The sequence below is a fragment of the Gordonia amarae NBRC 15530 genome (assembly GCF_000241345.1).
Lineage (GTDB): Bacteria > Actinomycetota > Actinomycetes > Mycobacteriales > Mycobacteriaceae > Gordonia > Gordonia amarae.
This window is the reverse complement of sequence record NZ_BAED01000034.1, coordinates 14,627-31,384: the sequence shown is the minus strand read 5'-3', so window position 1 is coordinate 31,384 and position 16,758 is coordinate 14,627. Positions and strand designations below refer to the sequence as shown.

Genomic DNA, 16,758 nt, shown 5'->3' with positions numbered 1-16,758 from the left:
CTGTGGCTCAGGCGCACAGCCGCCGGTGAGCTATCGTCGTCGGGTGGCACCCTCCAACCCGACGGCCCTGATCAACGCCGACCGCATCAGCAAGAGCTTCGGCATCAAGCAGTTGCTCGACTCGGTCAGCCTCGGCGTCCACGAGGGCCAGCGGATCGGCGTCGTGGGCCTCAACGGTGGCGGCAAGACCACCCTGCTGGAGATCCTCGGCGGCATCACCGAACCCGACAGCGGCCGGGTGTCGCGGGCCGGGGACATCCGGGTCGAGACGGTCACCCAGCGCGGTGAGCTGCCCGCCGGGGCGACCGTCGCCGAGGTGGTGGTGGGCGGTCCCGAGGTGGCCGTGCACGAATGGGCCGGGGACGCGCGGGTGCGTGGCATCCTCGCCGGCATCGGTATCGACGGCCTGCTCGACCGGCGCGTCGACGAACTGTCCGGTGGGCAGCGCCGCCGTGTCGGACTGGCCACCGCGCTCATCGCCGACGCCGACCTGCTGATCCTCGACGAGCCCACCAACCACCTCGACATCGAGGGCGTGCAGTGGCTGGCCGATCATCTCGTGTCCCGGCGCAGCGCCCTCATCGTCGTCACCCACGACCGCTGGTTTCTCGACACAGTCGCCACCCGTACGTGGGAGGTGCATTCGGGCCGCGTCGACGAGTACGAGGGCGGCTACAACGACTGGATCTTCGCCCGCGCCGAACGTGTCCGGCTTTCCGACGCCGCCGAGGAACGCCGCCGCAACCTCGCCCGCAAAGAACTCGCCTGGCTGCGCCGCGGCCCACCGGCCCGAACCTCCAAGCCGCGCTACCGGATCGAGGCCGCGGAGAAACTCATCGCCGACGTGCCGCCGCCCCGCGACACGGTGACCCTGTCGGCGTTCGCGCGCCGCAGACTCGGCCGCGTGGTCATCGAACTCGAGAACGCACACCTCGAAACACCCAGTGGCGTAACCCTTCTCGACGACCTCACCTGGCGTCTGACGCCGGGGGAGCGGGTCGGCCTGGTGGGCGTGAACGGATCCGGCAAAACCACGTTGCTGCGTGCGCTCGCCGGGGAGGTGCCTGTCGCGCCCGGCCGCCGCATCGAGGGCACCACGGTCAAGATCGGCTGGCTGCGGCAGGAACTCGATGACCTCGATGAAGACCAGCGCGTCCTCGACGCCGTCGAGGATGTGGCCACCCGGATCGTGGTGGGCGACAAGGAGATGTCGGCATCCCAGCTGGCTGAACGGCTCGGTTTCACCCCGGCGAAGCAACGCACCCCGGTGCGTGATCTGTCCGGCGGTGAACGCCGCCGCCTGCAGCTGACCCGCGTCCTGATGGCCGAACCCAACGTGCTGCTGCTCGACGAGCCCACCAACGACCTCGACATCGACACCCTGCAGCAGGTGGAGGACATCCTCGACTCGTGGGCGGGCACCCTGGTGGTGATCTCCCACGACCGGTATCTGATCGAGCGGATCTGTGACAGCACGTGGGCGCTGTTCGGTGACGGCCAGCTCACCAACCTGCCCGGCGGCATCGAGCAGTACCTGCGCAAACGGCGCGAGCTCGCAGCGGCCGAAGATAAGACGGCCACCAAAAAGGTTGCAGCGGAATCTGATTCCACACCGGAACCTACCGGCATGTCGGCGGCCGAGCATCGTGAGACGCGTAAGACGATGAATCGACTCGAACGACAGATCGAGCAACTCTCCGCCAAGGAGGACAAGCTGCACGCCGACCTCGTCGCCGCGGCCACCGAGCCGGGCACACTCGTCACTCTGAACGCCGAACTCAAGTCCGTTGTGGAACAGAAGGACTCCGCCGAGGCACGGTGGCTGGAGCTGGCCGAGCTGATGGAGTGATCGACGCCGGGTGGCCGATGTCATGGCGTGGGCTGGCACGGATGTACCGCCGGGTGCGGTAGACAGAAGTCCGTGAGCAGCGACAACGAGGACAGCGCGGCGGTGGCGGTCGATTCCGGCGGGCCGGTCGGGGACCGGGCGGACCTGCCGAAGCCGTCGCGTCCACGCCGGCTGCTGGACGCGTACCGGCAGCGGTACAGCTTCGCCGGACTGTCGATGGCGCTGGTGATGCTGTGGCTGTCGGTGACGCCGTCACTGCTGCCGCGAGACGCCCTGTTCCAGGGACTGATCAGCGCCATCTCGGCGGCTGCCGGCTACCTGCTGGGGGTGTTCGTGTCGTGGCTGATCCGGTTCATGATGTCCCGGGATCGGCCGTGGCCGTCGCCGCGGCGTCCACACTGGATCGCGCTGGTGGTCGTGGCGCTGGCCGGGACCTCCGTGATGCTGTACTGGTTCTCCCGCTGGCAGGACGAGATCCGGGACCTGATGGGGATGTCGCACATGTCGTGGCATGCCTATCCGGTGATCGCGATTGTCGCGCACGCCGTCTTCGTGCTGCTCCTCCTACTCGGCTGGGCGTGGGCCGACGCCGTGCGGGCACTGTACCGCTGGATCGACAGGTACACCCCGCCGCGGATCGCCGCGGTCACCTCGGTGCTGCTGGTCCTGGTGCTCACGGTACTGGTCCTCAACGGTGTGGTCGCCAAATACTCGATGCGGGCGATGAACTCGTCGTTCGCTTCCCTCAACGACGAGACCACCGCCGAATCCCAGCCGACCAACTCGCGACTGCGGTCGGGTGGACCGGGATCACTGGTGACGTGGGATTCGATCGGCCTGCAGGGGCGGGTGTTCATCGGCACCGGACCGACGGTGACCGATCTCGAACGGTTCAACGGCGCCCCCGCGAAAGAACCCATCCGCTCATACGTGGGTCTCGGTCACGAGGCCGATCCGCGGGTGAACGCGCGGCTGGCCGTCGCCGAGATGGAACGCACCGGGGCCTTCACCCGCAAGATCATCGCCGTCGCGGGTACCACCGGCACCGGCTGGATCAACCGGTCCACCGTCGACTCACTGGAATACATGTACAACGGCGACACCGCGACCGTCGCCATCCAGTACTCGTATCTGCCGAGCTGGTTGTCGTTCCTCGTCGACAACGAACGCTGCCGGCGCGCCGGTCAGGCGCTGTTCGAGGCGGTGTCGGCGCGGGTCCGGAAGATCCCGGAGGCGCGGCGTCCCAAGCTGGTGGTGTTCGGTGAGAGCCTCGGCACCTCCGGCGCGGAGGCCCCGTTCGGCACCATCCCCGACATCGCCGCCCGCACCGATGGCGCGTTCTTCGCCGGTCCGATCGTGAACAATCCGCTGTGGAAGGCGACCCTGCGTGACCGCGACAAGGGCACCCCCGAACGGCTGCCGGTGTTCGAGGGCGGTGACCTGGTGCGGTTCGTCGCCAACCGCCACGACATCGCCGCGGCCGAGAAACAGCCGTGGCCGTCGGCGAGCCGGATCTTGTTCCTGCAGCACGCTTCCGATCCGGTGGTCTGGTGGGATCCGGGAACCATTCTGCGCAAACCGGATTGGCTGCGCGAGAAGCGCGGCGCCGACGTCCACCCGAAGATGCAGTGGTTCCCGCTGGTCACCTTCCTGCAGATCTCGGCCGACATGGTCTCCTCCGACAAGGTGCCCGACGGCCATGGCCACAACTACTCGTCCGAGATCCCCTACGCCTGGCAGGCGATCCTGCAGGTCCCCGGCTGGACCGACGACAAATCCGCCCGCCTCGGCCCCGAACTGGATCGCTACTGAGCCATTGAGCTTGCTGTCAGCTCCGCAGGGACTGTCGACTTAGCCGAAGGGTTGCTGAGTGGCACAATTATGGACCGAGCAGCGCCAGAGGGACGACAGCGATGCCGTCTGGGCGGCGGTACGCCGCCGGTCCGGTGTTGATGATGACTCGGTCGATGATCTGGTCGCCATAGGCATTCGACAGCCACGCGAGGTGCTTGGCGTCATTATCGGTGACGGTGTTGCTCAGTTTGACCTCGATGGCGAGCACCTTGCCCTCGGGGTCGGTGAGTATGAGATCGATCTCGTGATCGCCATTGCGTGTACGGAGGTGGGCCGTGTCTGCTTCGGCACGTTGTGCGAGAACCCGGACGCTGAGCGTGGCCAGCGACTCGAACAGTCTTCCCAGTACAGTGCCCTGTTGTGGACCCAGTGGTGTTCCGGCTCCGTCCAGCAGTGACCGTTGAGTGAGCCCGAGAAGCCGCGCGGCGAGTGCGGGGTCGGCGAGATGGTGCGTCGGAGTTTGGCTCAGACGGGTGAATTCCTTTCCGATCGGCGCCCATGCCGGTAGTGGGTCGAGAAGCCACAACTGTCGTAGGGCATCACGATATGCGGCCGTTGTTGCTCGGGCCGGTTTCTCGGACATGCCTGCAGTGGATGCATCGAGGATTTCTGTGTAGCTCGCAGTACCCGAGGTGGCTGCCGCATAGGCGCGCAGCCAGTCGAGCAACGCCGCCGGCTTGCGCACGGAGAGTCCTTGTTCCGGGATGTCTCGATCAACGGTGTTGCGTAGATAGCTGTCGAGCTCACCGCGCAAAAGCCTCGGCGGCAGCCCGCGCAGCCCGGGAAAGCCGGACGCCATGATCTCCTCGACATAGTCCGGCAGCCGGATATCGGTGTGGCCTTCGACCTGGAGATTCCCGGCCAGGAGTCCTTCGAGGCTGACGGATGGAGTGGTGTTGCCCCGCTCGCTGAACGCGAGTGGACGCATCCGCAGGCGAGTGATTCGACCAGCGCCGGAGTGCGCGGTCGCGCCTTCTTTGGGTGTTGCACTCCCAGTCAGCAGAAACTGGCCCGGAGTGCGGTCCTCATCGACCGCTCTGCGTACGACGTCCCAGACATCGGGCACGTTCTGCCATTCGTCGATCAACAGTGGCCGTGGGCGGAGCAGGATTGACGCGGGATCTGCGGCCACGACTTCACGTACCGAGCGTGAATCGAGTCGCAAGACACTCGCGGCTCGGACCTGCGTGGTCGAGGTCTTGCCCACGGCCTTGGCGCCGTCGACGGCGATCGCCGGGAGCGCCGACAGCATCAGGTCCAGCTCATCATCGAGTGCGCGTCGCTGGTAGTCCATGCCCGAATCTTACATCCAGCAGGGGTTGAATCTTACAGTTAGCAGGATCTGTATTATACGAACAGCAGGATCTCGAACCTATCAGATAGCAGGACCTGAACGGTGCGGGTAGCACTGACGGCACTCAAGGATGAACCGCTGTCGCCGCGAGCCCTCGCCGATTGGCTGGCGACGCCGGAAACCGTTCGGCCGTCGTCCAAGCCGGGTGCGGGTATGTCGGTCGTGCCGCGGGCGTCGGCCGTGACCGCCCACGAACCTTGTCCGTCATGGGTCAGGACGAGGGAGCGGGACCGTCATGTTGTCTGAGTTTGCAGTTGGTCTCGGAAAACGGGATAGTCGGCAAACTCAGGCGAGGTGCGGCGTAGGTGGGTGGCGGTGTGGCCGGAGCCGTGTTCGACCATCGTCTCGGGGGTGCCTTCGAAGATGATCCGGCCGCCGTCGTGGCCGGCGTCGGGGCCCAGGTCGATGATCCAGTCAGCCGCCGCGATCACATCCAGGTTGTGTTCGATCACCACCAGGGTCGACCCCTGGTCCACCAGGCGGTCGAGCAGAGCGATCAGGCGCTCAGTGTCGGCGATATGCAGGCCGCTCGTCGGTTCGTCGAGAACGATGGTGTGCCCGGGCGTCCCGAGGTGGGCGGCGAGTTTGAGGCGTTGACGTTCGCCACCGGAGAGGCTGGTCAGCGGTTGTCCGAGCGTCAGATAGTCCAGGCCGACGTCTCGGATGGTTTCCAGGATCGTGACGATCGGCCGCGGCCGGAACCAGGCGAGCGCCTCGGCGATACTCATCTGGTAAACGTCGGCGATGCTGACTCCGTCTATGGTGATGGCCTGTGATTCCGGAGTGAACTGCCGCCCGCCGCACGCGTCGCACGAGGTGAGAACACCGTCCATGAATGCGAGGTCGGTGTAGATGACACCGTTGCCGTCGCATTCGGTGCACCCGCCCGTCGAGTTGGCGGTGAACAGGCCGATCGGTTTACCGGTGGTCTTGGCGAACAGTCTGCGGATCGGATCGAGCATCCCGGTGAACGTGGCCGGATTGGACCGGCGCGACCCACGGATCGGGCGCTGGTCGATCACCGCCGTGTCCGGCTCGGCCTGGGGGAGGTGGCCCAGGATCAGGCTGCTCTTTCCCGACCCGGCCACGCCGGTGACCGCGGTCATCACCCCCCGCGGAATCCGCGTGTCGACGTTCCGCAGGTTGTGTGTCGAGGCGCCGGTGATATCGATCCAGCCGCGCGGTTCGCGGCGTTCGCGCACGGACGGATGCGGCTTGGCCAGGCCGCGGCCGGTGGCGGTGTCCGCCCCGCTCAGTCCTGGGTAATCACCTTGGTACACAATCGTTCCGCCGGCAGCACCGGCGCCGGGCCCCATGTCGATGATGTGGTCGGCGATCGCCATGATGTCCGGGTCGTGCTCCACCACGAGCACCGTGTTGCCACGGTCACGGAGTTCGCCGAGCAACCCGCCGAGCGCGGCGACATCGCGCGGATGCAGCCCCACGGTGGGTTCGTCGAACACGTACAGCATGTCGGCGAGCGCACTGCCGAGATGCCGGACGATTTTGATGCGCTGCGCCTCGCCGCCCGACAGCGTCGAGGTGGCCCGCTCCATGCTCAGATAGCCCAGACCCACGGTCACCATGCGGTCCAGATGCACCCGCAGGCTGTCGATCAGCGGCGCCACCGCCGGCACGTCGAGAGTGGAGACGAACTCCGCGAGGTCGCTGATCTGCATGGCGTTGCAGTCGGCGATCGACAACTCCCCGACACGGCTGCCGCGCACCGCTTCCGAGAGCCGGGTGCCGCCGCAGTCGGTGCACACGCCGCGTTCGACGATCCGCTCGAACGCCTCCCGCTGCGCCCCTTTGAACGAATCGGGTTCGCGGCGCAGATAAATGCGGTTGAAACGGGCGATCACCCCTTCGTAGGCGCTGCCGACCGCATCGATCCCGGCCGGCGCCTGCAGCTCACCGGCAGGCGCGTGCAACAGGATCCACCGCTGCTCCTGGGTGTAGTCGCCGATCTTCATCGCGGGATCGAAGAACCCGGACTTGGCGTACGCCTTCCACATCCACTGGCCGGGTGCGAACATCGGAAAATCGATGGCGCCGTCGTTCAGGGACTTCGAGTCATCGACCATCCTGGACTCGGCAACCCGCGCTGTCACTCCCAAGCCTTCACACCTCGGGCACATTCCGGCCGGATCGTTGAAGCCGTACGCATTGGAGAACCCGGCGACCGGCTCGGCGATCCGCGAATACAGCAGCCGCAGCCGGGCACCGATGTCGCTGATGGTGCCGACCGTCGACCGCGGTCCGCCGTGCAGCCGCTTCTGGTCGACGATGATCACCGCCGGAAGATTCTCCAGCACATCGACATCCGGGTGCGCGTAGCTCGGCATCCGCGACTGCACGAACGCCGGGAACGTCTCGCTGAGCTGCCGTGCCGACTCGGCGGCGATCGTGTCGAACACGAGCGAGGACTTGCCCGACCCCGACACCCCGGTCACCACCACCAACTGATGCTTCGGGATGTCGACGTCGACGTTCTTCAGCGAGTTCTGCCGTGCCCCGCGCACCCGGATCTCCTCGTGCATGAAACCCAGGGTGTCACCGATCGCGGACAACTGCGGTCCGCTTACAGGGTCATCGTTCGATCCACCCCGACGCGCCGCACGAACTCCGGGTCGTGAGATACCAGGATCAGTGCGCCTCGCCAGCCCGCGAGGGCGTCGGCGAGCTGTTCGACGGTGTCGATGTCGAGGTTGTTGGTGGGCTCGTCGAGGATCAGCAGCTTGGGCGTGGGCCGGCGCAGCAGCGCCGACGCCAGGGCCGCCCGGATGCGTTCCCCGCCGGACAGTTCCGACAGCAATCGGTCACCGCGCCTGCCGCGGAACAGGAACCGGGCCAGCTGGCCGCGGATCTCGTTCTCACCCACCGCGGGGTTGGCCTCGGTGAGCGCCTCCACCAACGACTTCGACTCGTCCGCGAACCGAAGTCGCTGCGGCAGATAGGCGTGCGGAACGCAGATCGAGTCATCGGTGGACATCAGCGACCGCAGCAGCGTCGTCTTGCCCGAGCCGTTGGGTCCGGCGACCGCGACCCGTTCGGGGCCGAGCAGTGTCAGGCGATCGTCGTCGACCACCTGGGCGCGGCTCGCCAGTGACACCTCGGGCAGCGTGATGCGTGCCGATGCGTCGGCGCGTACCCCGTCGCGGGCCTCCCGCAGCCGGTCGTCCGCCGCGATCACGTCGTCGCGGTGCCGGTTGGCGAGTTTCCCCGCCGCCACCTCGGCGTCGTTCTGCCGCAAACCCATGATGATCTTGGGAACCCGCTTCTCCCGCTCCGCCTTTCGGGCGGTGCGTGCACGCCGGGCCAGTTTGATGTTGGCCTCCTCCTTCTCCCGTTTCTGCTTGGCCAGATCGGACCGGGCGTCGGCGACGGCGGCCAGGGCGGCTTCGTGTTCGGCGTCGAGGATCTTCCGGTACACCGAATACGGTCCGCCGAACAGCCGGATCGACCGGTCGTGCAACTCCAGCGTCGCCTCGACCCGTTCGAGCAGTTCCAGATCGTGGGTGACCACCAGCAGCACGCCGGAGAACTGGTCGATCATCCGGAACAGGCTTGTGCGGGCGCGGGTGTCGAGATTGTTGGTGGGTTCGTCGAGCAGCAGTACCGCCGGTCTGCGCAGCAGGGCACCGCAGATGGTCAGCAGCGTCGCCTCGCCGCCGGACAGGGTGCCGACGGTGCGGTGCAGATCCTCATGCGGCAGACCGGATTCGGCGAGTATCGCGCGGGCGCGCTCCTCGATGTCCCAGTCGTCGCCGATGATCTCGAAGTCTGCCGGGTCCACCGAACCCGACTCCACCCGGGAGAGCGCGGCCAGGACCGGGGTGATCTCCAGGACATCGCCGACGGTGCGGGACGGATCGGCCTGCGGGTGCTGGGTGACGAACTCGACGTCGCCGACGGTGCTCACGCTGCCCGACGCGGGGCGCAGATCACCGGCGATCAGCCGCAACAGGGTGGTCTTCCCGGCGCCGTTGGAGCCGACCAGCGAATGCGTGCGGCGGTCGACGGAGAACGACAATCCGGTGAACACCGGCGTGCCGTCGGGCCAGGAAAAACTCAGATCGGAAACGATCAGGGCGGCGGAAGACGCGGGAACAGAATAATTCTCGGACATGACAACTCCAGAAGTGACTCGATGAGGCGACGCGGGATCGCGCCGGTTCGAAGGCACTTCAGGCATTCATTCCGGGAATCAGCTCCTCTGGTAGGCGACAGATGCCTGTGGTCCGGGCGTTGTCACTCCCTGGAGCGATCAGGCCCCTGGACTCACGGCTACCCACCGTAGGTCACGAGGTCACGGTCCGCAACCGGTTAACCGATCCACCCCGAACCGCAGGATCCTCCCTTGGCTGACGGAGGATCCTGCGGTTGGCGGAGGAAGTACGGGTCGGGTTCGCTAGCGTGATGGGCATGTCGTTTATCCGGACCAACGTGGCCGATGGCGTCGGCGAGATCATCCTCGACCGGCCCAAGGCGCTCAACGCCCTCGATCAGAGCATGATCGATGAGATGCACCAGACCCTCCTGACCTGGGGTGATGACGATTCGATCGAGACGGTGCTGGTCACCTCGGCGCACGAGCGGGCATTCTGCGCCGGCGGCGACATCCGCGCCATCCGCCAGCATGCTCTCGACGGTGACGCCGAAGCCATCGAGACCTATTTCACCGCTGAGTACCGGCTCGATCAACTGGTCGCCGAATACCCGAAACCCTATGTGGCGCTGATCGACGGTGCGGCGATGGGTGGGGGACTGGGCATCTCGGTGCACGGGGAGATCCGCGTCGTCACCGAGAACGCGCTGATCGCCATGCCGGAGACGGCGATCGGGTTCTTCCCCGACATCGGCGCCACCTACTTCCTGCCTCGCCTGCCCGAGGGCGTCGGGCTGTGGCTGGGACTGACCGGTGCCCGGCTCCGCGGGGCGGACGCCGTCGCCGTCGGGTTGGCCACGCACCACGTCAAGGCCGCCGATCTGCCCGCGCTCGCCGGCGACATCCGCGCCGGGGTCTCGCTGGGGGAGGCGTTGCGCCCACGGTCGGCACCGGTGGAGACGGACCTGCCGCTGCGCCGGATCGCCGAATACTTCAGCGATTCCGACATCAACGCTCTCGTCGGTGGCCTGCAGGGCGCAGTCGGCGACGACTGGGCGCAGGATATGGTGGGCCTGCTCGGGAACGCCTCACCGACGAGTCTGTGGGTGACCGCGGCGCTGTTGGAGGCGGGCAGGACGTCGAGCCTGGCCGAATGCCTGGACCGGGAACTGCGCGTCGGTGCCCGCGTCTGCGCCACCCCCGACTTCGCCGAGGGCGTGCGCGCCGTGCTCGTCGACAAGGACCGCAACCCCGCGTTCACCCCCGCCACGATCGACGCCGTCGACCCGGCCGAGGTGCGCCGACTGGTCGGCGACTAGCGGCTCCCGGCGTTTCTTAATCGGCTGCTGCGACGAGTGGGTCGAGGGTCAGCTCGGGGTGTTCCTTCTCCACGAACTGCAGCCGCCACTTGTCGCTGAACAGGGCCAGCAGTGCGCCGTCGGTGCGGGTGAACACCTCGACGCCGCGCTGCCGGTTCAGTTCGGCGGCGCTGGCCTCGTCGGTGCGCCGGGCCAGCGAATAGCCGAGACCCTCGATCACTGTGTCGACGTTGAACTCGGACTTGAGGCGGGCGGTGACCACCTCGAACTGCATCGGGCCCACCGCGGCCAGTACGGGCGCCATGTCGCCGCGCAGATCGTTGCGCAGCACCTGCACCACACCCTCGCTGTCGAGCTGGTCCATGCCCTTGCGGAACTGCTTGTACTTGTCGGCCGTGGTGGCCCGCAGCGACGAGAAGTGTTCCGGCGCGAACGAGGGGATGGGCGGGAACTGCACCTTGGGTCCGGTGAACAGCGAATCGCCCGGCGCGAGCGTCATCGCGTTGACCAGGCCCACCACGTCGCCGGGGTAGGCGCGGTCGACGGTGGAGCGGTCGCGGCCGAACACCGCCTGGGCGTACTTGGTGGCGAACGGTTTGCCGGTCTGCGCGTGGGTGACGACCATGCCGCGTTCGAACTCGCCGGACACGATCCGCATGAACGCCAGCCGGTCGCGGTGGCTGGTGTCCATCCCGGCCTGCACCTTGAACACGACCGCGCTGAACGGGTCGGTAGGTACGCGGACGTCGCCGCTCACCGATGCCCTGCCCGATGGGGCGGGGGCGAGTGCGACAAGTGCCTCCAGCAGCTGTCGCACCCCGAAGTTGAGCATGGCCGAGGCGAAGATCATCGGCGATGTCTGCCCGGCCAGGAACATCTCTTGATCGTGGTCCTGACCCATCTCCGAGAGCAGTTCGCTCTCCTCGAGCGCCGACTCCCATTCGCCGCCCTCACGGGCCGACGCGGCGTCGGCGTCCATGATCTCCTCGGGCGCGATCTTGGCTCCGCCGGCGGTGCGGGTGAACGCCACGTATTCGCCGGTGCGCCGGTCCAGCAGGCCCCGGAAGTCGCCGGCGATGCCGACGGGAAGGAGCAGGGGCGTCGGGATGAGGCCGATGCGTTCGGTGATCTCGTCGATCAGTTCGAGCGGGGTCTGGCCGGGCCGGTCCCACTTGTTGATGACGGTGATCACGGGGATGCCGCGGTGACGGCACACCTGGAACAGTTTCAGCGTCTGCGGTTCGAGACCCTTGGCGGCGTCGATGAGCATCACCGCGGCGTCGACGGCGGTCAGCACCCGGTAGGTGTCCTCGGAGAAGTCGGCGTGGCCGGGTGTGTCGACGAGGTTGATCACGTACGTGGCGTCGGGATCGTCCGGCGGTGCGGCGGGCGACCCCGACGGGGTGTAGTTGAACTGCAGCGCCGTCGAGCTGACGGAGATGCCGCGCGCCTTCTCCATCTCCATCCAGTCCGACACCGTTGACTTGCGTCCGGCCTTGCCGTGGATGGCGCCCGCCTCGCTGATCATGCGTGCGTGCAGGGCCAGCGCCTCGGTCATCGTCGACTTACCGGCGTCGGGGTGGGAGATGATGGCGAACGTCCGCCGCCGCCGCACCTCGCGGGCCACGCGAACCGACTCGTCCCCGCCCGATCGGTCTCCGGTGTTCGTCTGACCTTCAGTGCTCACCCGACGAGGCTACTTTGCCGCCGGTGACGTGGACAAATCCCGCTAGGCCGCGGATTTCTCGGCCGGGTCCGCATCGTCTACCGGGCCGCGGTTGACGCGGGTGACGTCGCCGTCGTAGTAGTCCAGGAGCCGCTGGTCGATGACGCGGCGCCACAGCGGCGGGATCAGCGCGCAGGCACCCATGGACACGTAGCCGCCGGGCAGCTGCGGCGTGGAATCACCGAACGAGCGCAGCGTCTGGTAACGCCGACCGGCGTGCGCGTGGTGGTCGCTGTGCCGCTGCACGTGGTACAGAACGGCATTGCTCATCACGTAGTCGCTGTTCCAGCTGTGATGCGGGGCGACCCGGACGTATTTGCCGTCGGGTCGCTTCTCCCGCAGCAGTCCGTAGTGCTCGATGTAGTTCGCGATCTCCAGGAACGAGAAGCCGAACACGGCCTGGACGATCAGGTACGGCAGCACCGCCCAGCCGAACACGGCGACGAGGACGACGTACAGCACCGCCGACATCAGCCAGGCGTTGAGCACGTTGTTGCGCAGGCTCCAGACGCTCTTGCCCTGCCGCTTGAGCCGCTTGCTCTCGATCTGCCAGCCGAGCTTGAACGTGCCTGACACGGTGCGGGGCCAGAACCGCCAGAACGATTCGCCGAAGCGCGCGCTGGCCGGGTCGTCGGGTGTGGCGACGCGGATGTGGTGTCCGTAGTTGTGCTCGACGTAAAAGTGGCCGTACCAGGTCTGCGCGAGGGCGATCTTCGACAGCCACTGCTCGTGGCTGGTGCGTTTGTGACCCAGTTCGTGGGCCACGTTGATCGCCAGTCCGCCGACGACGCCGACCGTGGTGGCCAGGGCGATGCGTTCGGGAATGCCCATCGGTGCGTGGGTCCACAGGTAGCAGGCCAGGACCAGACCCGCGTACTGCAGCGGAATGTACGGGAACAGGCACCACCGGTAGTAGCGCGAGTTCTCCAGCTGCTTCATCACCTCGTCCGGCGGATTGGTCCGGTCAGGTCCGTAGAAGCGGTCGATCGACGGGATCAGCGCGACCACCAGCAGACCGGCCGCCCAGAAGACGCCGGGGCCGAGCAGCGACACCAGGCCCCAGGCGAGGAAGGGTGTCAGCGGAATGATCAGGCCCGAGAGCCATAGGCCCTTGTGCGGATCGCGCCACTCGGGAAGAGTCTCCGCGGCGCCGGTCGCCTTCGGCATTTCCGCGGTGTCCGACGTGGCTGTCCTGGTCTCGCGCCTGCCCCACGCCGTCGTGCGTGGCTTGCGAGCGCGCATCAGAAGACCCTTCCACGGACTTGAACCGGACACAGTGAACGTCCAACCAACTTTCACACCCCCCAATTGGTGTACGTTCCCATCTTGGCTATAGATCGCGAACTGTCAAGACGGCATTACCGGTGGTCCTCTGGCCGGGTGACACCGGTTCGGGGGGACGGAGGTCGGTGACTCGGGGTTCGTAAGGGGGTTTGTCGGCTGTTTCCTGGGGTTTTGTCCCGATTGGGGAGCCGGTCCGAGAATTCGGGTGCAATCAATATCACAGCCACCGGCGCCCTGTTCCGTTGGCCCCGCGGGTGGGCTGTCCGGGTGCGGGTCACCTGCGGCCCGGCGGTGCCCTAGAGCCCCAGTGCGCCCCTCGTGTAGTCGCTGAATCTGGTGCGGGCATCGTTCACCTGGTTGCGCGGCGAATAGAAGCTCACCGCCGGTGAGGCCGTGTGGCGGCAGACGATCCGCAGGCGGTACTGGCCGGCGGGCAGGTAGTTCTGCGGCCACGCGAACGCGCCCCTACCGCTGATGGCGGCGTTCCGGTTCAGCTTGGCCGCCGCGGGTGCGGCCACCCTGATCCGGCACTCGCGGTTGTTCCTGGTGTCGATCGCCGATTGCCAGCCGGTCCAGTCCTGCGGACCGTCGTACAGGGTCACCCGCAGCGTGGGTGGTGCGGTAGCCGCTTGAGCGGGTGCGATGCCGGCCACCGCGGCCGCGCACAGTGCGCCGACGGTCGCCGCCGCTGTCGCGGAGTGTCTGACTCGGCCGGAGTGTTGTGCGCTGACGTTGCGCCGGGTGCGCAGGTGCATGACGCGGCCCTCCTGGAAGACGACAAGATGTCCGCCTCCCAGCATGGACCCAAATGCGTCAGTGTGGAAACCGAATGCGACAGCATGGACCGAACGGTCGGCAGGTCCGTGCCGTGGCGACTAATCGTCGAGGCTGGTGATCGTGGGTGCCGGCGGCAGTGTCACGACCTGCGCCGCATACGACAATCCGGCGCCGAAACCGAGCATCAGCGCAGTCTGCCCGCCCTTCGCCTTGCCGGAGGCGAGCATTTCCTCCATGGCCAGCGGGATCGATGCCGCCGAGGTGTTGCCGGTGAACTCGATGTCGTTGGCCACCGGGACGTCGTCGGGCAGGCCCAGGTTCTTCTTCATCAGGTCGTTGATGCGGGCGTTGGCCTGGTGCGGGATGAAGACCTCGATGTCGTCGGCGTGCAGCCCGGCGACATCGAGTGCACCCGAGAGTGCCTTGGGCAGCGTGATCGCCGCCCACCGGAACACGCGCTGGCCCTCCATGGTGAGGTACATCCCGGGCTTCTCCTTGAGCTCCGGGTTGATGAAGTCCGGGATGTTGATGGTCTGCCCGATGGCCGAGGCGTTCTCGCCGTCGCTGCCCCACACCGTGGGGGAGATGCCGTTCTCCTCGGCGGGACCGATGACCACGGCGCCGGCGCCGTCACCGAACAGGAAGGCCGTCGACCGCGAGGTGACATCCAGGCTCAACGACATCGTCTCGGACCCGATAAGCAGCACGTTGGTGGCGCTGCCCGCGTTGATCAGCGCGCTCGCGACGGACACGCCGTAGCAGAAGCCGCCGCAGCCCGAGACGAGGTCGAAGGCGGGGACCCCGTTGATGCCGAGGTCGTAGGCCACCGACGGCGCACCGTGCGGGGTGATCGTGGGCCAGGTGCTGGTGGACAGGATGACACAGTCGATCTTGGAGCGGTCGATACCGCTGTTGAGGATCGCGCGTTCGCCCGCGGTAACCGACATCGACCGGTTCGACTCGTCGCCGCTGATCCAGCGGCGCGAACGGATACCGCTGCGCTCGAAGATCCATTCGTCGCTGGAGTCGAGTGTCTGGCAGAGCTCGTCGTTGGTGATCACGCGTGTGGGCCGGCAGGCGCCCACCCCGAGCATCGCGACGTTCTGCTGCCCAGTCTTGGTTGCGATCTGTACCACGTCTACCTCCCGGATGCTGCCCGCATCGATGCGGATGTCATAGAAATAGGATTCTAGGCCCGGAGGGCCGTATCTCCGATTCGCCCTGATCCGAACGACCGATCACCAGGCGTGCACGGTGTTCTGGGCTGCTTCGAGGCCCTGCCGGGCCAGGAGCTCGACGGCCTCGGCGCCGTTGCCGATCAGCAACTCGACGTCGGCCTTGGCCGCCGACGGGAACGGTTTGAGCACGTAGTCGGCCGGATCCTGCCGGCCCGGTGGGCGTCCGATGCCGAGGCGTACACGCAGGTAGTCACGGGTACCGATGGCCTGGCTGATCGATCGCAGGCCGTTGTGCCCGCCTTCGCCGCCGCCGCGTTTGAGCCGGACGAGACCAAAGTCGATGTCCAGTTCGTCGTGCACCACGATCAGATCCTCGGGTGCGACGGAATAGAACTTGGCCAGCGGGCCGACCTGCCGGCCCGTGGTGTTCATGTAGGTGGTGGGCCGGGCGATGAGCACCGGCTCCCCGGCGAGGCGGGCGGTGGCCACCTGTGCACCCGATTTCTTGTGCACCTTCCACCGCTCGCCTGCCGAGGCGACCAGGGCGTCGACGACCATCGCGCCGACGTTGTGCCTGGTCTTCTCGTATTGGGGCCCGGGATTGCCCAGGCCGACAACAAGTTTCACTCGGGGAGGACTACTCCGCCGCTTCGGCGGCGTCGCCCTCGGCCTCGGCCTCGTCGTCAGCGGCGGCCTGCGGTGCCTCGTTGACGGCGACTACCAGCAGCTCGGGATCGCTGGTGAGGGTGACGCCCTCGGGCAGGGTCACGTCACCGGCGTGGATGGCGGTGCCGGCCGCCACGCCCTCGACATCGACGACGATGTGCTCGGGGATCGACAGGGCGTCGGCCTCGACCTCGATGACGCTGGCGTCCTGAACGACCAGGGTGCCCGGTGCGGCGTCACCCTCGACGGCGACGGTGACCTCGACGGTGACCTTCTCGCCGCGCTTGATCACGAGCAGATCGACGTGCTCGATGTAGCTGCGGATCGGGTGCACGTCGACCTGCTTGGTCAGCGCGAGCTGGCTTTTGCCCTCGATGTCGAGGTCGATGACGGCGTTGGTGCCGTTGGCGCGCAGGACGGCGGCGAATTCGCGGGCCGGGAGGTGCAGGTGCACCGGGTCGGTGCCGTGGCCGTAGAGCACGGCGGGAACCTTGCCCTCGCGGCGGGCGCGGCGGGCGGCGCCCTTGCCCTTGTCGTCGCGGGTGGCGACGGCGAGCTTGGTGGTGTTCGACATGATGTTCTCCTCGTGAATCGGTTCTTGCCGCGGTGAGTGGCGCACACCACGACGGGCACCGGGGTGCGT

12 protein-coding genes are annotated in these 16,758 nt (G+C 67.1%); 3 read left to right on the top strand and 9 right to left on the bottom strand.

Features of this window, described 5'->3' with window-relative positions; translation table 11 throughout:
- The first annotated feature begins 43 nt into the window (after nt 1-43).
- Nucleotides 44-1,849 (top strand): ABC-F family ATP-binding cassette domain-containing protein, encoded by a 1,806-nt coding sequence (locus GOAMR_RS09595; RefSeq protein ID WP_005186304.1) that lies wholly within the window; start codon nt 44-46, stop codon nt 1,847-1,849.
- Nucleotides 1,850-1,921: 72 nt separating this feature from the next.
- A complete protein-coding gene (locus tag GOAMR_RS09590; RefSeq protein ID WP_005186302.1) occupies nt 1,922-3,661 on the top strand; it encodes an alpha/beta hydrolase in 1,740 nt (579 codons plus the stop codon).
- A gap of 67 nt (nt 3,662-3,728) precedes the next feature.
- Here GOAMR_RS09590 and GOAMR_RS09585 read toward each other — a convergent pair whose 3' ends face one another.
- From GOAMR_RS09585 to GOAMR_RS09575, 3 genes are all read right to left on the bottom strand, one after another.
- Nucleotides 3,729-4,997 (bottom strand): ATP-binding protein, encoded by a 1,269-nt coding sequence (locus GOAMR_RS09585; protein ID WP_005186301.1) that lies wholly within the window; start codon nt 4,995-4,997, stop codon nt 3,729-3,731.
- A gap of 293 nt (nt 4,998-5,290) precedes the next feature.
- Complete coding sequence (locus tag GOAMR_RS09580; protein ID WP_040514885.1) at nt 5,291-7,597, bottom strand: ATP-binding cassette domain-containing protein; 2,307 nt, start codon at nt 7,595-7,597, stop codon at nt 5,291-5,293.
- Between the two features lie 41 nt (nt 7,598-7,638).
- A complete protein-coding gene (locus GOAMR_RS09575; RefSeq protein WP_005186296.1) occupies nt 7,639-9,186 on the bottom strand; it encodes an ABC-F family ATP-binding cassette domain-containing protein in 1,548 nt (515 codons plus the stop codon).
- A 296-nt stretch (nt 9,187-9,482) separates the two neighbouring features.
- Between GOAMR_RS09575 and GOAMR_RS09570 the strand changes: the two genes are divergently transcribed.
- Nucleotides 9,483-10,484 (top strand): enoyl-CoA hydratase/isomerase family protein, encoded by a 1,002-nt coding sequence (locus GOAMR_RS09570; protein ID WP_040514884.1) that lies wholly within the window; start codon nt 9,483-9,485, stop codon nt 10,482-10,484.
- Between the two features lie 16 nt (nt 10,485-10,500).
- Here the strand turns inward: GOAMR_RS09570 and GOAMR_RS09565 are convergent, their stop codons facing one another.
- From GOAMR_RS09565 to GOAMR_RS09540, 6 genes are all read right to left on the bottom strand, one after another.
- The gene (locus tag GOAMR_RS09565) at nt 10,501-12,111 is read right to left on the bottom strand and encodes a peptide chain release factor 3 (protein ID WP_005186293.1); all 1,611 of its coding nucleotides are present in this window, start codon (nt 12,109-12,111) and stop codon (nt 10,501-10,503) included.
- 102 nt (nt 12,112-12,213) lie between these two features.
- A complete protein-coding gene (locus GOAMR_RS09560) occupies nt 12,214-13,377 on the bottom strand; it encodes an alkane 1-monooxygenase (RefSeq protein WP_040514854.1) in 1,164 nt (387 codons plus the stop codon).
- A gap of 413 nt (nt 13,378-13,790) precedes the next feature.
- Nucleotides 13,791-14,294 carry a hypothetical protein gene (locus tag GOAMR_RS09555; protein ID WP_138943658.1) on the bottom strand — a complete coding sequence of 168 codons (504 nt, stop codon included), beginning with the start codon at nt 14,292-14,294 and terminating at the stop codon, nt 13,791-13,793.
- Between the two features lie 75 nt (nt 14,295-14,369).
- Nucleotides 14,370-15,365 carry a beta-ketoacyl-ACP synthase III gene (locus GOAMR_RS09550; RefSeq protein ID WP_085949046.1) on the bottom strand — a complete coding sequence of 332 codons (996 nt, stop codon included), beginning with the start codon at nt 15,363-15,365 and terminating at the stop codon, nt 14,370-14,372.
- Between the two features lie 144 nt (nt 15,366-15,509).
- On the bottom strand, nt 15,510-16,076 hold the full coding sequence (gene pth, locus GOAMR_RS09545; RefSeq protein ID WP_005186286.1) for an aminoacyl-tRNA hydrolase: 567 nt from the start codon (nt 16,074-16,076) through the stop codon (nt 15,510-15,512).
- Between the two features lie 10 nt (nt 16,077-16,086).
- Nucleotides 16,087-16,689 carry a 50S ribosomal protein L25/general stress protein Ctc gene (locus GOAMR_RS09540; RefSeq protein WP_040514880.1) on the bottom strand — a complete coding sequence of 201 codons (603 nt, stop codon included), beginning with the start codon at nt 16,687-16,689 and terminating at the stop codon, nt 16,087-16,089.
- Between the last annotated feature and the right edge of the window lie 69 nt (nt 16,690-16,758).